Genomic DNA, 23,686 nt, shown 5'->3' with positions numbered 1-23,686 from the left:
GTGAAAGAATGTCATTACTAAGCCCAAATCAAGTGGTAGAAAACATGATTCAGGCAGGGGAAGCGAAAGCCAAACTGCCGGTAAAGGATTTATTGATTCGCGGGGCGTTGGCGGGAGCGTTTCTTGGGTTTGGAACGACGTTAGCCTATTCGGCAGAATTGCAAACAGGAATGGGGATCGCAGGAGCGATTCTTTTTCCGGCTGCCTTTGTCCTTATTATCCTGCTTGGGTTGGAATTAGTAACGGGCAGTTTTGCACTGATTCCGGTTGCCGTCATGGACAAACGGGTAACCGTTCGCCAAATGATGAATAATTGGTTTTGGGTTATTGTTGGTCATATAATTGGAGGAGTTTTTTATGCCTGGCTGTTTACAATTGCCTCCACACAGTTTGGGCATGTGACCGATAATGCTGTTGCAGCGAAAATTATCGCCGTATCACAGGTCAAAACAGTTGCCTATAAAAGTCTTGGAGTTGATGGATTCATTGTTGTGTTTGTTAAAGCGATGTTATGTAATTGGATGGTGACATTGGGAGCGGTAATGGCGATGACTACCAAGTCGGTCATTGGCAAAATTGCAGCAATGTGGCTGCCGATTTTAATCTTTTTTGCCCAAGGCTTTGAGCATGCAGTTGTGAACATGTTTGTCATTCCAGCGGGGATGATGCTTGGTGCTAATGTTTCCTTCACAGATTGGTGGGTATGGAATCAAATTCCAGTCATAGCTGGGAATTTGGTTAGCGGGTTTTTATTTACTGGCGCAGCCTTATATTATACACACAGGAAAGCCGAGACCAAAAAAGTGTTGGACATGGCAAAGCAGGCATCTCCCCTGACAAGTCCGCAGCAAGGTTAATAGAGAGCTTCAACTAAAAGCCCCTTGTTAAAAAAATCAAAGGGACTTTTTATTGAAGTGGATAAGGACTTCAGAAATAAAATCGGCATAGTTGTCGATATGAAAATCTGCTTCAATATTACGATTTTGAAAGGCAACAGTTTTGATATGTAAATGCCTGGCGGGAATTAAATCTAAGTCTCGGTCGCCCACAACCAAATCAATATGATGACTCTTTAGGACATACTCATAGGAAGATTGATGAGGCTTTCTAGTGAATCCTTGTTCTTCAACGGATACGATCTCCTTAAAGTATTTGGCTAAATCGTATTTTTCAAGGAGATAGATAGTAGATTCTTTATCTCGATGAGTCACAATAATATTGTTATCAACGGACGATAATACATCCACTAAGTGTTCAAATGGAACACTGTGTGTTTTCGAGTAATAGTTATGCAGCTTTTGGTATTCTGTTCTAAGCTCTAAAGAAATTCCATAGTGTTTAAAAGCTGTTAAGGAATCAATTTTTAACCATTTCAGCACTTCACTTCGGTCCAGGTCTTGCTGGCTTAATTTAATAAATCCTTCGACAAGGGCTGGATATGTATCAAATAGAGTCCCGTCGAAATCCCACAATATATTAATATAAATCCCTCTCTTCAAGTTCATTACTACCCATTATAGAAAGGGCACAACATAAAAATCAACTAAGGTTTATCTAAAGGAATTTGTGGCCATTTTGTAGAAAAAAGAAAAGAGCTTTTAAGAGGAGATGAATGTTATTAAAAATAGAGATCATTATCCATACATATATTTTTTCTTTGAACCAAATGTTGTTTTTGTCTATCAAATTGAAGGGGACGACTATTTAACGGCGTCAGAATTGTCGGAGAGGGGAGAATGGCAAACCTACGAACTCCATAATTCTGCTGACTTTGATTCATTCTATCATGAGGAACAGAAACCTTTGGAAGGCCGAGGTTATTTTGTTCAACAGCATCAAATAGGTTTTATGGCTGGAAAAATCAATCAACTGATTCAAAAGCAGCGGCGAAAGAAGCCCGCCGCTATTTATTTGATGGAGAACGGTCCGGTGCATCTTGTTTCATCCTCCTCTACAGCAGGAGCATTAAGATATGGTTTGGAGCGCCCAAAGAAGGTTATTGGCTTTCAGGAACCCTTTGCAATCGGACCGTTATGGAAGTTGGATAGTAAAATAGGACAAGACTACCGTTATGAGTGGCTAAATGAGAATATCAATTTTGAAATGGAAGTTTATGAACTGGAGAATTATTTTTCCAAAACGCTTTTAGAAATTGAGGATATTCCTGAAGATGTTCCACTATATATTTGGACAGCCAATAACGGGGATGAACAAACGTGGCTTCGTTTTATTCTTTTTTTAATACGGGATAAACCAAATGAGATGATTCTGATTAATACGACCGAACAATGGTGTGAAGATGAAGGGAGGTCCATGGTTCACACTGCATGGCTTCATCCGGAACAGTTAAAAGTTTTATTTGACCAAAACAAAACCGCTAAACCGTTATCAAATGAAGAGCGAGCCCGGTTTCAAAAAGATTGGGAACAATTGTTGCAATCAAAAGAAGTCCTTCGGTTATGGCAGAACGGAAGAATAACAAGTGTGCCAGAAGATTATTTTGATGGCTTCATCATCAAGACGATTAAGCAGCTTCATCTACAACAGGAAACCAAAGAGTTTATTCGGGCCGGTGAAGTAATTGGTGAAATCCTTGGTCAGCTCGATGAATTGGTTACGGATAGTTTTTTTGAATATCGAATCAGACATTTAATCTATAACGGAATTCTTGAACTAAAAGGAATCCCGAAATCGATGAGGCATTATCGTGTAAAACTGCGCGGGTAAAAATGGGGTTTATCGGCGAAATGTTCCCAATATGTTTCATTGGGAACATTTCAATATTAAAATATTGTTACTTACCTATACTTGATTTCTCTTTTTCTTTCATAGGGTTAAACTGAAATTTTTTAAGATTTGACACCCACTCGTAGTAGTGAATTTCACATAGCCCCCGAAGAAAATGGTAATTAAAACAATCCTCAACCCCACATAATTTAATTTCTTTGGGCGTATGTGGATAGCCTATTTTTTTGTAAATGTAGTTATGATGTTCGCAGTAACCATTGGCAAAGTAAGGTTTGGAACAATCTACTGCCAGACAATGGTCAACCGAGTGAGCCTCTACCCTAATGGTATCTGTATTCCCTCTTCTTCTCATTCGCACGTAATGCTTATTACATAACTGCCGAGCTTTAATAGGTTCACCGCATCCTTCTACAGTACATAGACCTTTCGTAGACAACCGCTTTTTTTCAACTGTTTCCAATTGTCCTCAACCCCCTAACTAAATTTTTTTAAAAAATGGAATACCTTGAAGGATTTGGTATAATCTGTTTTAATTGAAAAAACCTCTCCTAAGCGAAAGAAGAGGATTCTTACTCTTCAGGACTGAAAGAGTAATTGGCTAAAATGGTTATTCTAGTAATAGCAGCTAAATTTAAGTGTATACAATATTTTTATTATTTAAAATAATAATACAAATACTACAATTTGTATACCCACTTAAAAATTTTCACAATATATAGATTTGTAAGCGTTTTTTATTTAGGTCATAAAAAGGAGCGAAACAAAGATGAACACAGCCAATCATAAAGAAACCCCGCATATCAAACCAAATGGAGTAGAGATTGCCGAAACCATTCTCTTGCCAGGGGATCCATTAAGAGCAAAATTTATTTCCGATACCTATTTAGATAACGCGGTCCAATTCAATTCCGTCCGTAATATGCTAGGATTTACCGGAACGTATAAAGGAAAGAAAGTATCTGTTATGGGTACAGGGATGGGCATGCCGAGCATGAGTCTGTATTCATGGGAGCTGATTCATGTTTTTGGTGTGAAAAATTTGATTCGGATTGGTACATGCGGTGCCATTCAGGACCATATGAATTTATATGATATCGTTTTTGCCATGGGGGCTTCTACGGATTCCCGTTATGTTCACCAATACAATCTTCCTGGTGAATATTCCAATATTGCCTCGTTTGCCTTATTGGAAAAAGCGAAAAGGTCAGCCGACCAAAAAGGGTTTCCGGTCCATGTCGGAAATGTTCTTTCTAGCGATATTTTTTATAATGCCGATGAAACCGCATTGGAAAAATGGCGTAAGATGGGGATTTTGTGTGTGGAAATGGAGACGGCCGGTCTTTATATGAATGCAGCCTATGCAGGAGTTAATGCACTTACGATTTTAACAGTAAGTGATCATATTATTCGTCATGAACAAACGACACCAGAAGAAAGACAAGTAGCTTTTACAAATATGATGGAGATTGCTTTGGAGCTGGCTTAGCAATTATAAAAGGCGAACAGTGACTGTCACTGTTCGCCATCTGCTGTCATAGATGAGTTTGGTGGTCTTTCTCCATTCTGCAAATCAGCAATTGTCAAGCCAAAATCCATTTCTAAATGGGGATAATCTTTAAATTTGGCCCAATCGCCGCCCCATTGGAATCCTAAGGTTTTTGCCATTTTAACCACCTCGTCCCAATCTGCGACGCCATTTTTATTTCCATCATAATTCATGTCCCAAATGACATTACCTGTAGGAGTCTTTAGCGCAAAATCGATAGCCAGCCCAAAATTGTGGTAGGACTCTCCGCCTTTAGCATACGTTACAATATTTCCTTCAGATGTACGGCCTTTTTCAAAAAGCCGATCCTGATCTTCCGCACTTCGGAAGCCATCCGTAATCACAAGCACAATTCCTTTTTTGGCAGCCTGCTGGATTAACTGATTGCTCCGTTCTTTTACAATTGGATGGAGATCAGTTGGTAAAGGGGTTGTCTGCTTCTGATCCGATCCTATAAAAGGAATCGATTCCTTATGAAACACAATGACGTATAGGATAGTGAATATGATGAGTAATAATGTGAATGATAAACTTCCTATCCGCTTCAATTCTTTAGATTCCTTTCGTAAAAAAAATGATTTCACTTTCTAAGACGAATAAAAAAGCGTGTTTGTTTCATATTTTTCATCGGTTCGACAATTAAGACCAAAAAGGGTCGTCTCCGATCATTAAGAAAGGACCCTAATGCCCGAAGCAAGAAAAAAGTGTTCTCGTGGTAATTAGGAAGAGCTCCTAATGCCCGTACGCAAGAAAAAAGGCAGCTCGAGGTAAAAAGGAAGAGCACCTAATTTCCTCTAGCCTGAATTTTTCCCGGATTCCTTAATAATTCTATACGTTTCATTAGCAAAATCCTTATACTTTGAAGCCGGGAGCGGCCGATAATTTTCGACTGCCTCCAACGAAATTTGAAGGGCTTTGTCTCTGTTCCCAAGTTCGTGATAACAAAGGGCCTTGTACACATCGGAAATGTATACTAACGACAAATCAAATGGATGATGTGCCCATTTCGTTGTTTTTGCTTTTTCGAGGTATGGTATGGCTTCTTCATATCGTTTTAGGCCAAAATAGGCTTTTCCTTTTTCAAGGAAAAATAAGTCTTCAAAGTTATCCGCCAATTTCGGGTCCGATAAATAATCATCAATGATAACTAACGCTTCTGCATAAGCTTTCTGTTCAGAGATAAGTGACATTAACGTGAAAACATCATAAAAGACTAGAGAAAACATATCATCAGCAAATTCACCATATTGCTTTAGCTTCAAAGTAAAATGCCGTTTTTTCTCCTCATCATGGGTCATTTCCCCATGTGCCGCAGCAAGACGATACAAATCGTCAATTCGATAAAAGATACGGTGCTCTTTTGAAAAATCAATCGCACTTTCCATCACTCGTGTTGCAGAATCAGAATCTCCGACAGCGAAATGCAAAATTGCTTCATTGTAGTCTAGGTCCACACGGGTCATCGGATCGATGTAAGCATGGTTTGCTTCAAGTTCAGCCCGCTCTGACAACAATATGGTTAATGATTCAGAATAATCATGCTCTAGGAATTTTACCATAGCACGGAAGATGCCAACACTAGCCCGTTTTGCAGTTAGCATCATCTCATCGTACATGATTGCAGCACGATCGGAAAGCTCCCGCCAGCCCTCTTTTTTTTCATTGTAAAGAACTCGGCTATATATATCCAATAATCGGGCAGACTCATATCCATTTGAGAGGTTCTCTAAATATGGTTCGATGAGGGTCGCAACCTTTCGATACCTCTCAGGTGATTTATCAAGCTTAACATTATATAACTTCTCCGCTTTTTCTAACACTTCTCTTAATTCCAGCGAACTTACCTCTTCTAAAAGTTCAGTAACATCTACCCCGAGACGTTTTGCGATATAGGCTAAACTTTCCATTGAAGGCTTTGCTTTATTATTTTCGATTAAACTAAGCATTCCTTTTGTGAGTTCCTCACCGGCAAGCCCCTCAAGCGTCATCTTTTTCCTTTTTCTAATTTCCCGAATTCGTTTTCCTAACATGTCAATAAGCACTTCCCTAGGCATATTCATTAATTAGTTTAATTATATTAAACTTTTTCTTGAAATGAAAGTGGCTGCCATGATATGATTTGTTTAATTAAATTAAACTTTTTGAGGTGGGTTTGATGATGGAGGACCGTTTAAAGCTAAAAAAAGCCACGTATCATCTCTGGACATTCACAATAAGCAAGCTGATTTCTTCCTTTGGTGCGCAAATATATTCATTTGCCGTCAGTTTTTATATTTTACAACTAACAGGCTCGGCCACCAGTTTTGCTGCCAATCTTATTTGCAATATATTGCCGCGGACCCTTGCCGCGCCCTTTGCTGGCTACTTAACTGATAAATATTCGCGAAAAATAATCGCCATTACTTCACAAGCAGCGACAACCTTGGCCATAGCCGGGCTGCTCACAGTAACCGTAACATCGGGTTTATCCTTGGCAGCCGTATATACGACTTCTTGTATTTTGTCACTGACCTCGATGTTTTCGGGAGTGGCGTTTACCTCATCGATAACAGGGCTTGTTGATAAGGAACGAATTCAAAAAGCGATGTCGTTGAATCAAATGTCGATTTCCTTTGCCGCGATTGCCAGTCCGGCTGTGGGAGGCCTTCTTTATGGTGCTGTATCCATGCCAGTTTTCCTTATTACGTATATGAGCGCATCCATCATTGCCATTTTGTTGGAATCAACGATGAATTTTACCTTGTTTGCCAACAGGAAGGTGGAGGTAAAGGGGGAAGCAAAGGAATCGATGTGGCAGAGCATGAAGGCTGGAATTCAATATTTGAAACAGAATTCGTTAATCGTCACCATCATCTGGATGGCACTGTTAATTAATTTCCTCTTTGGTGCCTACGAGGTCGGCTATTCCTTTATCCTAATTGAGAAATTGAAAATGGCTTCTCGGAATTTTGGCTTTACCCAAGGGGCATTTGCAATCGGAATGCTAGTATTGTCCGTTTATTTTTCCGTCAGAAAAGAAGTCAAATTTCCGTTTCGTTTAGCCAAACGAGCCTTTATCGGAATGGGAATCATCATGGGTGGAGCGGCATTACCCATCCTCATCTCAATGTCTGGCACCGCGGTTTTTGTTTATTATTTAGTCATCATGTTTACTTTAGGGACTATGATTATCACAGTAAATACTCCTATTCAGGTGATGCTGCAAAAGCAGATTGAGGATGATTTTAAAGGGCGCGTGTTTTCCATAGTGGAAACAATGGCAATGGCCTTAATGCCGTTAGGAATGGTGCTGTACGGCTTTTTGTATGATGTTTTCCCAGCTCAATGGATTCTCCTTCTCTCGGCTTCCCTGTTTGTTGCCGTGACTCTTATCCTTGCAAGGCCGTCTGTGGTAAGAAGGGCACATCCGGAGCTTAGCGAGGAAAAGAGTGTCAGCGGAGAAGTGGCTCGTAATTTTTAGGAGAGGCAAATTTAAAGATGAGCAAGAAAAAGGAATCTTACTCATCTTTATTGTAATCTTTAATAGATTCTATCACCGTTAAAGATGGAATTTTTAACGATGACATAATCGACATGACGGATAGCTTCTAACTTGTTGCCTCCGGCATAGGAAATAGAGGATTGAAGGTCTTGTTCCATTTCTTTCAGCGTATCAGCTAAGTAACCTTTGTGCTCTACTAAAATTCTCTTGCCTTCAACATTTTTTCTTTCCCCTTTTTGATATTCCGAGGCGGAACCAAAGTATTCTTTATAAAGCTTTCCGTCTTTTTCGTCTTCAATTGTTTCTCCGGGAGATTCTTCATGTCCGGCAAATAATGAACCAATCATCACCATAGCTGCGCCGAATCGAATGGATTTGGCGATATCACCATGGGTACGGATTCCTCCATCCGCAATAATTGGTTTACTTGCAGCCTTTGCACACCAGCGAAGTGCGGCTAATTGCCAGCCCCCAGTTCCAAATCCAGTTTTAATCTTCGTAATACATACCTTTCCTGGGCCAATCCCTACCTTTGTAGCATCCGCCCCAGCATACTCTAATTCTCTTACTGCTTCTGGAGTACCGACATTTCCTGCTATTATAAAACTAGAAGGCAGGAGGGATTTAATATGCTTAATCATCTTAATTACAGCATTGGAGTGACCGTGAGCAATATCAATGGTAATGAATTCGGGTGTGAGCTGTTCATCAGCTAATTGCTGGATAAAATGATACTCACCTTCCTTGACACCGACACTAATAGATGAATATAATCCGCGCGATTTCATCTCTTTAATAAAATTTGTCCTTTTTTCCGGTTCAAACCGATGCATGATATAAAAATAACCATTTTCCGCTAAGTAATAGGCTATTTTTTCGTCTATAATTGTCTGCATATTTGCTGGAACTACAGGTAACTTAAAGGTATGCCCGCCTAATGACACAGTCGTATCGCACTCAGAACGACTATTCACCACACTTTTTGCCGGTATTAATTGAATATCTTCATAATCAAATACATTTTCCATAGCTGTCCTCCATCAAAACCAAATAGAAAATAAATATTCGCCTCTAACAAGATAGGTTTTTCGAATTCAATGGGACTTATACATGTTTGGTCTGATGCGTTTTAAAAAAAGACTTGAAAGGGGGGACACGAATATAACTATTGCCAAAATTACATTTCCATTACGCTTGCTTGGAACGACCGATTTGCATGTTTTTTTAGCAAACTATGATTATTATCAGACGAAAATGGACGATAAGGTTGGGTTGGTGAAAACTGCGATCCTCATCAAACAGGCACGAAATGAAGTGAAAAATTCGATGTTGTTTGATAATGGTGACATGATTCAAGGAAATCCTTTAGGGGACTATATGGCAAAAGTAAACGGATTAAAGAATGGCACTGTTCATCCTGTCTACCGTTCTTTTAATCTTTTGGGCTACGATGCCGCAACGGTAGGCAACCATGAATTTAATTATGGGTTGGATTTTTTAACTGAAGCGTTGAACGATGCGAAAATGACAGTTGTGAATGCTAATGTGTATCAGGCAGGAACGGGTGAGCCCTTTTTTGAACCATATGTTATTTTGAATAAAACGATTATGGATGATAGGGGAAAAAAGCAAACCATTAAAGTAGGGGTGATTGGCTTTGTGACCCCGCAAATTATGGAATGGGATAAAGCCAATCTAGAGGGGAAAGTTGAGACGAAGTCGATTGTTGAATCCGCTAAAAAGTATGTTTCAATCATGAAAAAGAAGGGTGCTGATGTCATTGTCGCCCTTGCCCATACAGGGATAAGCGGCGATCCTTATCGGCCTAGAATGGAGAATGCGGCTTACTATTTAACGGAAATAAGGGAAATTGATGCGATCTTTACTGGCCATCAGCATAACCTCTTTCCTGGACCTCTTTATAAGGATTTGCCAAATACGAACCTTGAAAAAGGTACCATCAATGGGAAACCGGTTGTCATGGCGGGAGCTTTCGGAAGCCACTTAGGAATCATTGATCTTCAATTGCAGAAGCAACGCGGCAAATGGGAGGTCGTCGAAAGTAAAGCAGCTTTAAGACCGATTGTAGATGCCTCGGGTAAATCCTTTGTGGAAACAGACGAGGAATTAATGAAAGCCTTTTTGCCAGAGCATGAGGCAACAATTAAATATGTGAATCAACCAGTTGGAAAAACTACCTCTCCCATTTTTAGCTATTTTGCGCTTGTACAGGATGATCCTTCAGTTCAAATTGTAAATATTACGCAAGCCGAATATGTAGTAGAAAAATTAAAAGACCCTGACTATAGTAAGTTTGCTGGTATTCCAGTTCTTTCAGCTGCAGCGCCATTTAAAGCAGGTGGGCGGAACGGTCCTGATTATTATACTGACATTCCGGTGGGGACTTTGGCCATCAAAAATGTTACGGATTTGTATTTGTATCCGAATACTCTTCAGGCGAAGTTAATAAATGGCGCACAGCTCAAAGATTGGCTAGAAATGAGTGCAGGGCAATTCAATCAAATAAAACCCTCAATTGCCGGAGAACAGCCTTTAATTAATCCTGCTTTTCCAACGTTCAATTTTGATGTTATTGATGGAGTTCAGTACCAAATTGATGTGACCAAGCCCGCAAAGTATGATTCCGACGGTAAAGTCATCAATGCAGATTCAAATAGAATCGTTAATCTAACTTTTCAGGGAAGGCCAGTAGCAAGTGATCAACAGTTTATCGTTGCGACCAATAACTACCGTGCTTCCAGCACCACTTTCCCTGGTGTTAATCAAGGTGAGATTGTTTTTAAAGCCCCTGAGGAGAATCGTCAAATTATCATGAATTATATTCAGGAGCATAAAACCATTAATCCATCAGCAGACCAAAACTGGTCGTTCACTAAATTTCAAGGCATAGCGGTACCCGTGTTTAATTCTTCACCCAATGCACAAAAATACCTTGGTCAGTACCCGAATATAAAAATTATAGGATTATCAGCAGGAGGATTTACAACATATTCGATTGATTTAACGGAATAGATATAAAAAAGCAGAATGAAAAATCCATTCTGCTTTTTTAATACAGTGTGATTAAGTATGAATATCTACCTTGTAGATAAACTAATTATAAAAATCTGGGGAGGTATTTATGGGGTTTGTCATTTTTTTCTTCCTATCATGGCTAATTATTCTCATTTTTTCCTTTATACAGAAAAAACTATCACTTATAGAAAACACGTTTATTTTTTTAATCATCCTTATTGCAAGTATAAATTTTTCGTGGATTGTAATCGATGAATTCCAACTAATCATCCGAACTAAGGAAGGATTCGGCTATACAGGATACTTATTAAACCGCAGTGTTATCATCCCATTTTTAATACTAATCCAATTCAATTTGTTGGCAGCGGGTCAAACCCTTACGAAGAAAGGGATTATTGTGATTTGCTCTGTTATTTTATTTATTACTTTTAGCTTCCTCTCTAATCTATTGAACATTACGGATTATAAGAATTGGCATTATGGATATGATATTGTTTACTTTATTTTCCTTGACCTGCTTACGATTATTGCCTACCGTCTATTTAAACGAGCGTCACGGAATGAGGTGGGGTATTAATGATATTGTGGGAAAGCTTTGATAAAAATGAGATATATATCCTAATTATGATGGTGATAGTATATATAGCTTTTTTTCTTTTCCCTAAAAGATTACCCCGCCCTATTACCTTTTTATTTTTAGTGTGGGGATTCGCCAGCTCCACATTGTTTGACTTTACGATTGGCGGCGGGCTGCTGGATTTCTACAAGGTCAATGACTCTAATAAATATGACCTTGCCGACCTTCTTACCTACTTTTTGTTTGCTCCCTTCAGTTATTTTTTCGTGTATTTTTATGAACGATTTAAAATAAACAAAAAAACGTTTATCTTTTATGTGCTTGGATGGAGTCTGGTCGGGTTAGTGATGGAAAAGGTGTCTACACTAATGGGAGTTACACATTATCAGCATGGTTACAGTATGAAGTATTCATTCGTTGTATTCTTAGTGGTCCAAACAACCACAGCCCTGTATTATGAATTAATTAAGAAAAGCATGGAAAAAGCTTAGGATTTCATCCTAAGCTTTTTTGTGAATTATTCCATTCCTCTCAAATTTCATTGTTAGGTTAATGTTAAAAGAAGCTGCTGTCTACTGAGCATTTTAATACAAGTACTGGCTCCTCCTTCGCCAAATACCGTGATAGCCACGCATGCTATCCCCGCTATATATACTATATCGCTAGATTGTTAATAAAATATGAATGGCCTGTTAAATAAAGATGAAGACCATTTAAACAAATAAACTCAAAGAAATCGTGATTTGTCTGACCTGTGTAAAAGGTAGAGCGATTGCAGATGATACATAATGCCTCCTAAAGTTGGAAAACTATTTAAAAATTGGGGGTGGTTCTTGATGAAAATAAAGAGCTTAAAGTCACTTATCCAAAAAGACAACGAAGAACCACAATTTCATGAACAGTCCAATTTGCAAGACATTGAGTTAAAAAAGCAGGATATTAGCAGCCAATATGATCAAAATATAGCGATATTTAAATCGATTTTTAGTTTCCCTAAAAATACGGACGTCAAGGTTCGCGAGTTTACAATCCGTTCGCTAAATCGCCGTGCCTTTATTATTTTCATTAGTACAATGGTAGACATAAAAAATATTCAGGATAGCATAGTCGAAAAACTGATTGAAAATCAGCACCCATCAGGAAAGATTCAAGATATCATTTCGTATCCAATGGAAAAGACAGCTACTAACATTGGGGAAATTACGGAATATATATGTGGTGGTGTTACTGCACTTTTCGTCGATGGAGATCAGCAATGTTATGTATTTGAAACAACGAAAACACGCGGCCGCGGTATTGAAAAGACGGATAATGAGGTCATTGTAAAAGGAGCGAAAGAATCTTTTAACGAAAAAATGGTCGATAATATTGCCTTACTCCGTAAAAAGATAAAAAATGAAAATCTGATTGTAGAAACGAAAATTATTACAAAACGTTCAAAAAACGATGTGTTTCTTGTCTATGAAAAAGATTTAGTGAATAATGAACTCCTTCAAAAGATAAAAGAACGGTTAGACTCCATCGAATCTGATAAGATTCTCGATTTGAGTATTTTAGAACAACATCTAGAAGAACGGCCAAGATCTTTATTTCCAACCATATTATATACCGAGCGTCCAGACCGGGCAGCCTCATTCATTGAAGAAGGTCACATCATTTTGTTAATGTCCAATTCACCCAGTTGTCTGATCATGCCAGCAACCTTTTGGTCGTTAATTCATTCACCGGAAGATCATTACCTTCGGACACCGTATGGAAATTTCATTAGGATTTTGCGGTTTGCTGCTTTATTTGTCGCCGTTTTTACCTCTTCTCTTTATATTGCCATAACAAATTATCATGTAGGGATGATTCCTCCCGATTTATTAATGGCGATTGCGGGAACAAGGGAGCGGGTTCCTTTTCCCTCAGTTATTGAAATCATAATGATGGAAATGGCATTTGAACTTATACGAGAAGCGGGATTACGGGTGCCATCCCCAATCGGCCCTACCATCGGGATTGTCGGTGCTTTAATTTTGGGACAAGCAGCAGTGCAGGCGAATATCATAAGTCCGATTGTAATCATCGTCATCGCTCTCAGCGGCTTAAGCTCATTTATTATTAGTGATATTAGCATGAATTTCGCGATACGATTAGCCCGCTTCTTGTTTATCTTTGCGGCAGGATTTCTGGGCATTTATGGTGCCACTGCTTTTTTTATGGCCTCCCTATTTTATTTAGTATCATTAAAATCATTTGGGGTTCCTTACTTTGCACCGATGACGCCGCATTCCATTTCGTCCAAGGACTTAATCGTCCGTCATGTTCCATTTAAAGAAAGGTTTCGTCCAGGATATTTAAAACCAAAGGATCTGGTAAGACAAAGAAAGGGATAAAAATAATATGAGTCAGCAGTCTGGAAAACTAGGTATTCGAGAATATGTGTCGATCGCTATTTTAATGGTTGGGATGAAACCCACCGGAGATTTACCAACTGCTCTGTATACTATGGTACAAAGTGCTGGATGGATGATTCCGTTGATATCCGCTGGAATCTTTTTTATTCCGCTGTTTTTATTAGTAAAAACCATGATGCTGTATCAAAATCAGAACCTATTTACTATTATTCAAAAATTACTCGGTAAATATATAGGATCGATTGTCTGCCTTATTATCTTTATTATCAGCTCCTCAATCATTTCGATTGATACACGGACGTATACAAACATTATTAGGACGTTTTATTTCACGACAACTCCTAACCTAATCATTTATTCCATTTTAATGCTTGTATGTGCATATGGGGCAAAAAAAGGAATTCAGCATATAGGATCTGCCGCTTATCTGGTCGTTTACTATGCCGTATTTTCCTTGATTATTGCGTTAATATTAAGTTTTCAAGATAGTAATATTCAAGGAATATTTCCTTTTTGGGGTCCAGGAAAATTAGAGATATTAAAGGGCGCCTCAAAAAGTCTATATATTTTTCTTGAATTTTTTCTGTTTGCCATGTTAATTCCTAATTTCCAATCAACCAAAGATTTTCGAAAGGGCACTTGGGTTGCTTATATTTGCGTCTGTATACAAATATCTGCTGCTGTTCTGGTTTTCATCAGCCTGTTTGATACATCCTTAGGCGGAATTGGCTACCCGTTCCACACAGAAATCCGTTATATTTCTCTAGGAAGTTATCTCCCAAATGTTGAAATCTTCTTTTTCGTCATTTGGATTATGGGGGCATTTATTCGTTTCACAGCATTTTTGTACATTAATGTACAAATGTTTTGCCATATATTTAAAATTAAAGACTATGAATACTTAATTCCCGCACTTGCAACGATTTATTTATTGATAGGAAGCATTCCTGAAACCCCTTTTGATGTTGGTTTGGTAATTAAACCTATTATTACAAATGTAGTGGGACCATCCTTTACGTTTATTTCCATTATTTTATGGCTGACCGCATGGTTAAAAGGAGAATTTAAACATGCCAACAACAAGGAAATGGTATAAGGCATTCTGGCTTTTAGCCATTGCTTGCTTATTAACAGGCTGCTGGGATCGAGAAGAATTAGAAGATAAAGCCTATGTAATCGGACTCGGTCTTGACAGTTCTCAACATGAAGGGAAAATCATTGTTACGATGCTGCTTGCCAATCCTGAAGTAGGCAGTATGCAGGGCGGCGGGGGGTCAACAGAAAAACCACGGGAAATTATCTCATTTAATGCTAATGATTTTATTGCAGCGAAAGGGACGGCTAATGCCATTATCTCTCGTAAAATTAGTTATGACCTATTAAAGATCATTGTTGTTTCAGAGGACTTTGCAAAAGAAAAAGACTTTATTACGACGATTTCTGATGTATTAAAAGATAAGGAAATTCGCCTGAATAGTTACTTCGCAGTTTCTAAGGAAAAGGCAAAGGTATATTTTAAAAAAAACCATCCAAAAATGGAAACAAGACCACATAAATATTTTCAATATATGGTCGATCATGGGGTTGATAATGGACTCATTCCAGATTCCACTCTTTTTCGATTTTTCACAACCTTTGAAAGAGGAACCGATCTCTTTTTGGCGATGAACACATCCGCTGAAGTGGGTAAGAATCCTAATGTGAAAGGAGAAGATGAGTACATAGCAGGCCAGGTCGGTGCTACTGGCGAGCTTGATGATACACAATTTATTGGGGCAGCAGTCTTTAAGAAGGGTGTTATGATTGGCAAGCTGACAGGACAAGAAACACGGATTGTCAATATTTTGGATGATACAACAAACATCAAAGATGTATTGATAGATATTCCTGACCCTTTTTCAGATGAAAAGAAACAATTTGCCGCTCGAATCATGAAAACAGAAGACAATAAAGTAAAAATGAATTTAAAAGGATCGAAGCCCAAAATTTTTATTACAGTACCGGTGAAAATTGAAATTATGTCCAATCCGTCAATGGTCGACTACACAAAGAAAAAAAACCAGCAAATTCTCAAAAAACAGATTGCAAAACATATCAAAAAGGTAAATAATGACCTGTTTAAAAAATCTCAGACCCAACTAAAAGGGGTGCCATTTCCATTAGCTTTATATTCCCGAAAATACTTTGGAACGATTCCAGAATATAAAAAGTTTGATTGGAATAAATCGTTTCTTAATGCAGACATAAAAGTGAATGCAGATATCGAAATTGTTGATTTCGGTAAAACCACAAAAAAACATTAAGGCGGGCGATTCGGTTGAATACAGCCATCAGCATCGGTTTGTTGATTATTGCAATGTATACGTTTGGATTTGGCATGACCTTATGGAAGGAAAAACAAAAAATGGGGGCCGTTGCTGTCTTTTTTCTTACGCTTTCCCTTATTGTCCTTCCATTTTTTTCGATCTTTTAAACGTGAAAGACAAGCAGAATGACATGATGTTTCTGCTTTTCTTTATAAAAACTATTTTCCGTTGGTGCCACCGAAGGCTAAGCAATAGTTGTCTGGATCAACAATAGCGAACTCCTTCCAAGGTCCTGATCCGGGGTCAATCCAAGGCTCGACGACCATTTTGGCACCTTTCTTCTTGAACTCCTCATAAAGCTCATCAAGGGCTGTCCAATTTTCTACATAGCAGTATATATCAGGAGCTGGTTTTCTGTTGGGATTAACGTCCTCAGGCGATATTGCTTGAAGCAGCTTCACACCCAATCCAGTGAATCCATCCCGGATGGCCCACCAATCGGTAACCTCACAACCGAGAATGTCCCTGTAAAAGGCCTTTGATTTTTCTAAATCAGAAACTAGCAATACTTTTAAGGAACTGTGTATTTGCTTGTTCATTGGATTCCTTCTTTCTGCTGGGATTATTGCTTTTATGATAGCATTTTTACAAATTAGATGAGGACAATTTTCGCTTTACTTTCCAGATTTTTGTACTCATGAAAGCCCAATGAGGACAGCTTTTGGAATATGAAGGCGGAATGTTGTCCTCATAGAAGCCCCATGAGGACAGCTTTTGGAATATGAATGGGATTCTTGTTCTCATGAAAAACCCATGAATCCAGTTTTCGCATTTCCAATCTAAAAGTTGTCCACATGCATAATAAAACGTAGATTACTAGAAAGTATGTTGCAAAGACAGGAAATCGCTTTAGCAAAATCGAATACAAAATATAATCCCATGATAAGGAAAGGTCGGGGCTTTGAAGAAGATGTCATCCATTGCAGCCGCCTCAATGCCTATCAAACAGTTCCAATCCTTAATAATGATCATTTTCTAGATTTCCAAGAATGGAGCGAAATAAATGTATATACCTAAACACTTCAAAATCGAAGATGAAGAAACAATCTATGACTTTATTGAAAAAAACAGCTTTGCAACCCTGATCTCCCAGCATAATGAGGAGCCTTATGCCACGCATCTGCCGTTAATTTTAGACAAAGAAAGTAAGCAATTATACGGTCATTTTGCCCGTCCGAACGGTCAGTGGAAGGATATCGAAAATCAAAAGATCCTTGTTATCTTTCAAGGTCCGCACTGCTATATTTCTCCGTCCTGGTACGAGTCTAATCAGGCTGTCCCAACCTGGAATTATGTTGCGGTTCATGTATATGGCCAAATGGAATTAGTAGAAGATAGCCAGGAACTTCTCGACTCGTTAGCAGAGATGGTTATTAAATATGAAAAGCCCGATAGCTCTTATCAATTAAAGGATGTAGACGCCAATTTCATCGAGGGGATGAGCAAGGGAATCGTAGGATTTAAGATTAAGATTGATAGAATAGAGGGCAAAGCGAAATTAAGTCAAAATCATTCTGTCGACCGCCAAGCATTAGTTATTCAGCAATTAGAGAACACTTCAGATCCACAAAATCAACAAATTGCTGACCTTATGAAGAATAATCTCGAAAAAAGTACCTTGCTATAGCTTTAGCAAGGTTCCCCTAATGACTCTTTTAAAAATGTCGTCAAATAGTCCACGTTGGTTATTTTTCCGTTGCATTCAGAACTATCAAAGCAGATGTAGTTTCCAATCGCTTTATAGTAATCTGGATTTTTGGCCTTTTTGGCTTTTGTTACGGTTGAAATAAAGGCGACCGGGCCAAAACGATTACAGAACGAACAAACATTATCCTTGCTTAATAATGTGTATTTGCACTCAATTCCGACCATCTTCTCATTTAGCTCATATATAATATACTTTTTGTTCGTACTGATGTCCGTCCAGCTTAAGTATGTTACTTGTTCACGGTTGAGTTTCGATAACTCAGGTACTTTTAATTTTTTTGCTTTTGGAAACATCTTTTTTATTTGCTGCTCTGTAAGCTGAGGAAATGGGAGCAGATACTGAGCTAACTCTTGGATGTATTGGTCAAACTCGTAATCTGAAATCTTTTTTGATAGGTCCAGCATTTCTGTTTGTTCTTGTGTTATAAAAGGAAAAAGTTCCATGATCTTTGCGTTCGCCAGTTCCTTTACGGCACGAATAACGGTAGGTTCGGAAATTTTTTTATTGCTGTCCTTGATTAAAGCCACTTGCTTTTTTATAAAATTGAATTGTTCGTTTTTAATAAATTTTTCAATCATACAGTCCACCTCACTACGATTATTTTATAAGAATTAGACAATCATTAAAATGTAGAAGATGATTGAGAAGCAATCTATACATAAAAAAGCACTGAAACATCAGTGCTTATTACGTGAGTAGACAATTTTCTTAATTGTTTCTATAGAAAGGAAATGCTCTTCGGCTAATTGATCAATACTGTGTCCGCTTTTAAAGGCTCGCTTAATCGAAGCATTTCGGTCATCAATTAACTTTCTCCCTCCGGAACAGCTGCCCCATTTTCGATAAGCTGTTTCTGGCTTAGGAATGTAGAGAGTTTCCCCTTGTACATATTTTTGAATTTCCGCAATGAGATGTTCAGGTAAAATATTGCTTGCATTTACATATTTCATGGATAGCCAGCCCCTTATTTTGAAAAATGAAAGAAAATAAGGTGCAAAGCCACATATTAGAAATATAACTTACCTGGGCGATTTTTTAGATTAATTTCCGCCCCATGCAAAGTATCGCCTTTCCAATACTAGGCTTTGCATGAGTCGCTGGAGTACCAGGCAATCGAGATTGATTCCCCATGAAAAGAACACCCCCACAATTCGCATGATTTGTTACCTTATTATAATAATATTTATGCAGAAAGCATATAGTGTCTTTCTATTTCATCTGCCAAAGCCAAACTGCAAGCTGCAAAGCAACGGCATCATTTAGCTTTTGAGGATCCAAACCTGTGAGCTCCCTGATTTTTTTTAACCTATAAATTAGGGAGTTACGGTGGATGTACATGGTTTTGGCGCATTCCCCAATATTTTGATTGCATTTGAAAAAGTGTTCTAATGTCTCGATGAGTTTATCAGATAGTTTTCCAAGGATTCGATTTTGATAGAGCCTTTTAGCCCGTTCATCTAGACTATCCAAAAGAGCTTTCGTTTCAATTTCCGTAAAGGAAATTAAATTTTGCTCCATGCTGCCGAACTGGAGAGCCTTTAATGCCTCATGATAGGAATGACGGACTTGTGTTTCAGCCATTACAGTGGAGCCAAGGCCGATTCGTACAGCAATATTATGAGCCCCTAATTGGTTTAAAACGGTTATTAGTTTTTGTTTTAACGCAGCTTCAGGTTGGTTCAAAAAAAGCAGAAATATTCGATTCACATTTAAAAAGCCAATTAGGGCATGCTTCTTATTAAAAATTCCCTCAAGCAATTGCAGTAATTCACTTCTTTTTAAGGGATTTTGAGCTGTTTCGATAACAGCAACCTGAAAAGGAGGGACGATTTTTATATCTATCAAATTCAATCTTTGCTTGATTGATTCCTCTTGAATATGATCTTTAAGTAACTCTTCAAAAACCTGCTCCTTTAGCCTCTGCTTCCATTCGAGCTGCTCCGCGATAAAGGATTGCTGAATCATCATCTCCGTAATCATTTTCACCAGTTCGCCAAACTCCATAATTTCCTCTGGGACACCCGTGATGCCGATGACCCCAATAATGCGCTCCTGAAATTTGATCGGCAGATTGATTCCTGGCAGTGAACCTTCCCAATGCCTTTGATTATTTTGGTCTATAATTAATGGTTTTCCTGTCTTCAACACTTCCATTGCTCCGAAGTGGAGTTGATACAGGCGGTTTTGATCTCCTGAAGCGATGATCATGCCCTTATCGTTCATAATATTGATATTCCGATTGAGCCGAATCATTGTTTGCTCGACAATATTTGATGCCATCTCCTGAGTTAACATTGAAATCATCCTTTGATAGAATCTTTATTCATTATACACAAAAAACAATATAAAAAGATTGTTATTTTTGGTTGCTGTAAACGATGAAGGAAAGGTGTTTGAGAATTATAATAAATTTAAAGGAAAATTGTAGGGGGAAGGTGGAGTTAACGTGAAAATCGTCATTGCGCCTGATTCATTTAAAGGGTCATTAACCGCACCGGAGGCAGCACGAGCCATTGAAAAAGGCATAAAAAAAGCATTGCCGGAAGCAGACACCGTTTTAGTTCCAGTTGCAGATGGAGGAGAAGGCACAGCGGATAGTTTAGTGGCAGCAACCAATGGACGAATGGTTGAGGTTGTGGTGAAAGGGCCATTGCTGGAACCGGTTCAGGCATCATATGGAATTCTTGGGGACCAGGAAACATGTGTCATTGAGATGGCAACTGCATCCGGATTAAATCTCATCATTCCTGAAAGACGAAATCCGATGCTGACGACCACTTACGGAACAGGAGAATTAATCAAAAAAGCATTAGACAATGGCTGCCGTAATTTTATTTTAGCTATTGGCGGCAGTGCTACTAACGATGGCGGGATTGGCATGCTTCAGGCACTGGGTATGAAGCTTTTAGATGCAGAGGGAAATCCGATTGGCTTTGGGGCTGCTGAGCTTTCGCGAATATCCGTGATCGATGATCGCGAATTTGATTCACGTATTTCCGAAGCCTCCTTTTTAATTGCGACAGATGTTCAAAATCCGTTTATCGGGCCAAATGGGGCCTCGCACGTGTTTGGTCCGCAAAAAGGAGCGACCCCTGAAATAGTTGAAATCCTTGACCGAAATTTAACACACTGGGCCGATTTGATTGAAGCTAAAACGGGTATACACCTGCATGATAGGCCAGGTGCCGGTGCAGCAGGTGGTATAGGAGGAGCTTTCCAAGCGTTTTTTCCTGCTGCTACAAAAAGAGGAATCGATCTCGTTATCGAGTACACTAATCTGGCTGAGAAGTTAAACGGAGCTGCGTGTGTTTTTACGGGCGAAGGCCAAACCGATTTTCAAACGGCTTCTGGTAAAACACCGATGGGGGTAGCAGAGGAAGCCAAGAAACACGGAATTCCCGTCTTTGTTCTAGCGGGTTCTATTGGAAAAGGCATTGACCAGCTTTACCAACATGGAATCCATAGTGTGCACAGCATCATTAACAGCCCGATGCCGCTTGAGGATGCGATGAATCGTGGAGCTGAATTACTAGAGCAAGCGGCGGAACAAGTTATGCGCACAGTTTTGGCTGGGAGGGCTAAATAATTATCTTTTCAAGACAGAGAGATCCAGAATGGCCCTCTGTCTTTTTTTGTTAGTATTAATATTCTTCTTAAATATGTTACCATTTTAATGCTAGAGCTTGTCGTACTATCCAAAAATGATTACGCTTCCAAATTTGAGATAACAGGGGGTGTCAGTATGAGAATTCAACTTTCTGAAGAGAGTCATAGTCATGAATTGGCTGTGGATGACCGAAAAATTATCACACCCTCATCCGCATTAGGAATCCTTAGGCAGCAGTTAGTTAAGAACATTGGAAATGAAAGAATCAAGGGCTTCCTTTTTCACTTTGGCTGGGAGATGGGTGAGAAAGATGCCAAAGAAGCTATGCAAACCGAAACATCGTTGGAAGCCTTGATCAAATTTGGCCCCATCCTGCATACCGAGAATGGACATATTAGGGGGAGCCAGCATGACTGCACCTTTGAACTAGATGATCAGGGTAAAATAAAATCATTCTTTTCAACCGGAACGTGGGTTGATTCCTATGAGGCAGAAGAGCATATTAAACAATTAGGAATCTCAAAGATCCAGGTCTGCCATACACTCGTTGGCTATGCCAGCGGCTTTATGTCAACCGTATTTGGGGAAAGACTGCTGGCGAAAGAAGTAAACTGTGTGGGAAAAGGAGATGCTGAGTGCCGCTGGATCATTAAGCGTCAAATAGAATGGGAAGCGGATAATGAAGAGGACCTTCATTATTACAATGAAACTCCGATTGTAAAAGAACTGGAATATACCTACGATCAGCTGTTGGAGCAGAAAACAGTTGTTACAAGACTGGCTAATTTTCAGCAAAAATTAACAGAAGCAATTATTAATGGAAGCAATTTGCAAACCATTGTTGATAAGGTATTCGGCATGGTCCAAATTCCGATTATTATTGAAGGAACCGACCTTCAGACCATTGCCTGTTCGGGAGTATCTGAAGAAAGATATCTTGAACTAAAAGCAGATTTGGAGCAATATTTAGAAGAATATGCCCCAAAGGAAAAGGCGTCTAAGTTTCGTAGAAAAACAATCAAGACCGATGCCCAAGAACGTCTTATTACTCCTATTCTTGTCCAAAAGGAAGTATTAGGCCATTGTTCGTTTATTTTTGAAAACACACAAAGAGAGCAGCATGAGGAAGATTATCTGCTTCTCGACCGTTTGGCCAATGCTGCTTCCCTGGTTCTCTTAAATGAAAAGACAAAATTTGAGTCATTTGAAAGAATGAAAGGGAACTTCTTAGAACAAATCATAGATGGCAAGCTGTCGGAAAGTGAAATCATCAAAAGAGGCAACTATACGGGACTTGACCTGGGACAGCCTTTTTATTTTGCTGTGATGGAATATAAGAAAAGTCAAAGTTCAATAGAGGAAGAATTCCTTTTCCAAGAACAAATATTTGAAACGACGTTTCGCTATTTTAATAATAAAAAACATAATTTATTAATAGGGCAGAGGGATGGAAACATTCTATTTTTTATCACGAAGGAAACCGTGAAAAATAGTACGATCGAAAAGGTAATGAAAGAATTTCATTGCCATTTGATGAAAAAATACCCCAAAGGTGATTTCAAATTTGGAATTAGCAATCTTGGTGATGATATTAAAAAGGTTTCAAAACATTATGAAGAAGCAACCATGGCTTTGAGGCTTGCCAATAGAAAAAAAGTGGTGCCATTCCGATCGTTAGGAATTGTGGGCGTGCTGCTTAATTCCCAAAATATCAGCGGCATAAGATTGCTGGCAGAACAAGAGCTTGGTCCTTTATATAATACAAAGGATTTAAAAACAATCGAACTCCTTAAAACATTATATAATTTCTTGTTAAATGGCGGGAAGCTGGAGCAAACCATGAATGATCTCGCCTTGTCTATGAGCGGTTTGCGGCACCGGATTAATAAGATAGAAAGAATGCTTGAGAAAGATTTGCGCGACCCGGATGAAGCCCACCAGCTATTACTGATACTGAAATCGTTAATCGCTTTAGGGGAATTTGATATTGAATAGAATCCGATTTTTAGACCAACCGGTTATCAACCGGCTGGTCTATTTTTTATCCAATTGAACAAAAAATGACTATTAATAGAAAAATCATGAACAGTTTTTGCTCTAGTCTGAAAATTGTAAATTCACTACACTATTGATATAGGAATTAAACAACATAAACACGTGGGAAATGTAGTTAATGTAAGCGGTGCCAAGATAATTTGATTCCCAACAAAAATGAACA

General features: G+C 38.7%; 23 protein-coding genes. 14 read left to right on the top strand and 9 right to left on the bottom strand.

Going from position 1 to position 23,686, the window contains the following annotated elements; genetic code table 11:
• The first annotated feature begins 8 nt into the window (after nt 1–8).
• Nucleotides 9–857, top strand: a complete 849-nt coding sequence (locus tag ACIFOT_RS03880) for a formate/nitrite transporter family protein (RefSeq protein ID WP_430061835.1) — start codon at nt 9–11, stop codon at nt 855–857.
• Nucleotides 858–893: 36 nt separating this feature from the next.
• On the opposite strand, the gene ACIFOT_RS03875 is transcribed toward ACIFOT_RS03880, so the two are convergent.
• The gene (locus ACIFOT_RS03875) at nt 894–1,499 is read right to left on the bottom strand and encodes an HAD-IA family hydrolase (protein ID WP_430061832.1); all 606 of its coding nucleotides are present in this window, start codon (nt 1,497–1,499) and stop codon (nt 894–896) included.
• A 109-nt stretch (nt 1,500–1,608) separates the two neighbouring features.
• Here ACIFOT_RS03875 and ACIFOT_RS03870 point away from each other — a divergent pair, with 109 nt between their 5' ends.
• Nucleotides 1,609–2,727 carry a DUF1835 domain-containing protein gene (locus ACIFOT_RS03870; RefSeq protein WP_430061831.1) on the top strand — a complete coding sequence of 373 codons (1,119 nt, stop codon included), beginning with the start codon at nt 1,609–1,611 and terminating at the stop codon, nt 2,725–2,727.
• Nucleotides 2,728–2,794: 67 nt separating this feature from the next.
• Here the strand turns inward: ACIFOT_RS03870 and ACIFOT_RS03865 are convergent, their stop codons facing one another.
• A complete protein-coding gene (locus ACIFOT_RS03865) occupies nt 2,795–3,208 on the bottom strand; it encodes a hypothetical protein (RefSeq protein ID WP_430061829.1) in 414 nt (137 codons plus the stop codon).
• A gap of 306 nt (nt 3,209–3,514) precedes the next feature.
• Here ACIFOT_RS03865 and deoD point away from each other — a divergent pair, with 306 nt between their 5' ends.
• On the top strand, nt 3,515–4,234 hold the full coding sequence (deoD, locus tag ACIFOT_RS03860) for a purine-nucleoside phosphorylase (protein WP_430061826.1): 720 nt from the start codon (nt 3,515–3,517) through the stop codon (nt 4,232–4,234).
• 26 nt (nt 4,235–4,260) lie between these two features.
• Here deoD and ACIFOT_RS03855 read toward each other — a convergent pair whose 3' ends face one another.
• On the bottom strand, nt 4,261–4,842 hold the full coding sequence (locus ACIFOT_RS03855) for a M15 family metallopeptidase (protein ID WP_430061824.1): 582 nt from the start codon (nt 4,840–4,842) through the stop codon (nt 4,261–4,263).
• 246 nt (nt 4,843–5,088) lie between these two features.
• Nucleotides 5,089–6,324, bottom strand: a complete 1,236-nt coding sequence (locus ACIFOT_RS03850) for a helix-turn-helix domain-containing protein (protein ID WP_430061822.1) — start codon at nt 6,322–6,324, stop codon at nt 5,089–5,091.
• A gap of 125 nt (nt 6,325–6,449) precedes the next feature.
• On the opposite strand from ACIFOT_RS03850, the gene ACIFOT_RS03845 reads away from it, so the two are divergent.
• Nucleotides 6,450–7,754, top strand: a complete 1,305-nt coding sequence (locus ACIFOT_RS03845; protein ID WP_430061820.1) for an MFS transporter — start codon at nt 6,450–6,452, stop codon at nt 7,752–7,754.
• 59 nt (nt 7,755–7,813) lie between these two features.
• Here ACIFOT_RS03845 and guaC read toward each other — a convergent pair whose 3' ends face one another.
• Entirely contained in the window at nt 7,814–8,803 is a 990-nt protein-coding gene (guaC, locus tag ACIFOT_RS03840) for a GMP reductase (RefSeq protein ID WP_430061817.1), read from the bottom strand.
• 82 nt (nt 8,804–8,885) lie between these two features.
• On the opposite strand from guaC, the gene ACIFOT_RS03835 reads away from it, so the two are divergent.
• From ACIFOT_RS03835 to ACIFOT_RS03805, 7 genes are all read left to right on the top strand, one after another.
• A complete protein-coding gene (locus tag ACIFOT_RS03835) occupies nt 8,886–10,808 on the top strand; it encodes a bifunctional 2',3'-cyclic-nucleotide 2'-phosphodiesterase/3'-nucleotidase (RefSeq protein ID WP_430061814.1) in 1,923 nt (640 codons plus the stop codon).
• A gap of 109 nt (nt 10,809–10,917) precedes the next feature.
• Nucleotides 10,918–11,388, top strand: a complete 471-nt coding sequence (locus tag ACIFOT_RS03830; RefSeq protein WP_430061812.1) for a hypothetical protein — start codon at nt 10,918–10,920, stop codon at nt 11,386–11,388.
• On the top strand, nt 11,388–11,879 hold the full coding sequence (locus ACIFOT_RS03825; protein WP_430061810.1) for a hypothetical protein: 492 nt from the start codon (nt 11,388–11,390) through the stop codon (nt 11,877–11,879). The genes ACIFOT_RS03830 and ACIFOT_RS03825 overlap by 1 nt, the downstream gene beginning before the upstream one ends.
• Nucleotides 11,880–12,224: 345 nt before the next feature.
• A complete protein-coding gene (locus tag ACIFOT_RS03820) occupies nt 12,225–13,766 on the top strand; it encodes a spore germination protein (RefSeq protein ID WP_430062273.1) in 1,542 nt (513 codons plus the stop codon).
• Between the two features lie 7 nt (nt 13,767–13,773).
• Nucleotides 13,774–14,883 (top strand): GerAB/ArcD/ProY family transporter, encoded by a 1,110-nt coding sequence (locus ACIFOT_RS03815; RefSeq protein ID WP_430061808.1) that lies wholly within the window; start codon nt 13,774–13,776, stop codon nt 14,881–14,883.
• Nucleotides 14,858–16,090 (top strand): Ger(x)C family spore germination protein, encoded by a 1,233-nt coding sequence (locus ACIFOT_RS03810; protein WP_430061806.1) that lies wholly within the window; start codon nt 14,858–14,860, stop codon nt 16,088–16,090. Before ACIFOT_RS03815 ends, ACIFOT_RS03810 begins: the two co-directional genes overlap by 26 nt.
• 14 nt (nt 16,091–16,104) lie before the next feature.
• A complete protein-coding gene (locus ACIFOT_RS03805; protein ID WP_430061804.1) occupies nt 16,105–16,260 on the top strand; it encodes a hypothetical protein in 156 nt (51 codons plus the stop codon).
• A 51-nt stretch (nt 16,261–16,311) separates the two neighbouring features.
• Here ACIFOT_RS03805 and ACIFOT_RS03800 read toward each other — a convergent pair whose 3' ends face one another.
• A complete protein-coding gene (locus ACIFOT_RS03800) occupies nt 16,312–16,692 on the bottom strand; it encodes a VOC family protein (RefSeq protein ID WP_430061803.1) in 381 nt (126 codons plus the stop codon).
• A gap of 464 nt (nt 16,693–17,156) precedes the next feature.
• Here ACIFOT_RS03800 and ACIFOT_RS03795 point away from each other — a divergent pair, with 464 nt between their 5' ends.
• On the top strand, nt 17,157–17,780 hold the full coding sequence (locus ACIFOT_RS03795) for an FMN-binding negative transcriptional regulator (RefSeq protein WP_430061801.1): 624 nt from the start codon (nt 17,157–17,159) through the stop codon (nt 17,778–17,780).
• 2 nt (nt 17,781–17,782) lie between these two features.
• Here the strand turns inward: ACIFOT_RS03795 and ACIFOT_RS03790 are convergent, their stop codons facing one another.
• The 3 genes from ACIFOT_RS03790 to ACIFOT_RS03780 all read right to left on the bottom strand — a co-directional run bounded on the left by ACIFOT_RS03790 (nt 17,783) and on the right by ACIFOT_RS03780 (nt 20,156).
• The gene (locus ACIFOT_RS03790) at nt 17,783–18,439 is read right to left on the bottom strand and encodes a FusB/FusC family EF-G-binding protein (RefSeq protein WP_430061799.1); all 657 of its coding nucleotides are present in this window, start codon (nt 18,437–18,439) and stop codon (nt 17,783–17,785) included.
• A 99-nt stretch (nt 18,440–18,538) separates the two neighbouring features.
• Complete coding sequence (locus tag ACIFOT_RS03785) at nt 18,539–18,811, bottom strand: CD3324 family protein (RefSeq protein ID WP_430061797.1); 273 nt, start codon at nt 18,809–18,811, stop codon at nt 18,539–18,541.
• Between the two features lie 259 nt (nt 18,812–19,070).
• Nucleotides 19,071–20,156 (bottom strand): CdaR family transcriptional regulator, encoded by a 1,086-nt coding sequence (locus ACIFOT_RS03780; protein WP_430061795.1) that lies wholly within the window; start codon nt 20,154–20,156, stop codon nt 19,071–19,073.
• Between the two features lie 151 nt (nt 20,157–20,307).
• Here ACIFOT_RS03780 and ACIFOT_RS03775 point away from each other — a divergent pair, with 151 nt between their 5' ends.
• Together ACIFOT_RS03775 and ACIFOT_RS03770 are read left to right on the top strand one after the other, a co-directional pair.
• Nucleotides 20,308–21,447, top strand: a complete 1,140-nt coding sequence (locus tag ACIFOT_RS03775) for a glycerate kinase (RefSeq protein WP_430061794.1) — start codon at nt 20,308–20,310, stop codon at nt 21,445–21,447.
• Nucleotides 21,448–21,603: 156 nt separating this feature from the next.
• Complete coding sequence (locus ACIFOT_RS03770; RefSeq protein WP_430061792.1) at nt 21,604–23,463, top strand: XylR N-terminal domain-containing protein; 1,860 nt, start codon at nt 21,604–21,606, stop codon at nt 23,461–23,463.
• Nucleotides 23,464–23,686: the final 223 nt, after the last annotated feature.

The organism is Neobacillus sp. NRS-1170 (assembly GCF_050468025.1).
Note: the sequence above shows the minus strand (reverse complement) of the source record. Positions and strands in the feature narration are given on the sequence as shown.

Bases quoted from the DNA above. Each gene is read 5' to 3' on its own strand.
- ACIFOT_RS03825 (WP_430061810.1), top strand. From the start codon at position 11,388: ATGATATTGTGGGAAAGCTTTGATAAAAATGAGATATATATCCTAATT.
- ACIFOT_RS03835 (WP_430061814.1), top strand. From the start codon at position 8,886: ATGTTTGGTCTGATGCGTTTTAAAAAAAGACTTGAAAGGGGGGACACG.
- ACIFOT_RS03780 (WP_430061795.1), bottom strand. From the start codon at position 20,156: ATGTTAACTCAGGAGATGGCATCAAATATTGTCGAGCAAACAATGATT.
- ACIFOT_RS03870 (WP_430061831.1), top strand. From the start codon at position 1,609: ATGAATGTTATTAAAAATAGAGATCATTATCCATACATATATTTTTTC.
- ACIFOT_RS03800 (WP_430061803.1), bottom strand. From the start codon at position 16,692: ATGAACAAGCAAATACACAGTTCCTTAAAAGTATTGCTAGTTTCTGAT.
- ACIFOT_RS03770 (WP_430061792.1), top strand. From the start codon at position 21,604: ATGAGAATTCAACTTTCTGAAGAGAGTCATAGTCATGAATTGGCTGTG.
- ACIFOT_RS03795 (WP_430061801.1), top strand. From the start codon at position 17,157: ATGTATATACCTAAACACTTCAAAATCGAAGATGAAGAAACAATCTAT.
- ACIFOT_RS03830 (WP_430061812.1), top strand. From the start codon at position 10,918: ATGGGGTTTGTCATTTTTTTCTTCCTATCATGGCTAATTATTCTCATT.
- ACIFOT_RS03880 (WP_430061835.1), top strand. From the start codon at position 9: ATGTCATTACTAAGCCCAAATCAAGTGGTAGAAAACATGATTCAGGCA.
- ACIFOT_RS03785 (WP_430061797.1), bottom strand. From the start codon at position 18,811: ATGAAATATGTAAATGCAAGCAATATTTTACCTGAACATCTCATTGCG.
- ACIFOT_RS03815 (WP_430061808.1), top strand. From the start codon at position 13,774: ATGAGTCAGCAGTCTGGAAAACTAGGTATTCGAGAATATGTGTCGATC.
- deoD (WP_430061826.1), top strand. From the start codon at position 3,515: ATGAACACAGCCAATCATAAAGAAACCCCGCATATCAAACCAAATGGA.
- ACIFOT_RS03790 (WP_430061799.1), bottom strand. From the start codon at position 18,439: ATGATTGAAAAATTTATTAAAAACGAACAATTCAATTTTATAAAAAAG.
- ACIFOT_RS03845 (WP_430061820.1), top strand. From the start codon at position 6,450: ATGATGGAGGACCGTTTAAAGCTAAAAAAAGCCACGTATCATCTCTGG.
- guaC (WP_430061817.1), bottom strand. From the start codon at position 8,803: ATGGAAAATGTATTTGATTATGAAGATATTCAATTAATACCGGCAAAA.
- ACIFOT_RS03850 (WP_430061822.1), bottom strand. From the start codon at position 6,324: ATGTTAGGAAAACGAATTCGGGAAATTAGAAAAAGGAAAAAGATGACG.
- ACIFOT_RS03820 (WP_430062273.1), top strand. From the start codon at position 12,225: ATGAAAATAAAGAGCTTAAAGTCACTTATCCAAAAAGACAACGAAGAA.
- ACIFOT_RS03810 (WP_430061806.1), top strand. From the start codon at position 14,858: ATGCCAACAACAAGGAAATGGTATAAGGCATTCTGGCTTTTAGCCATT.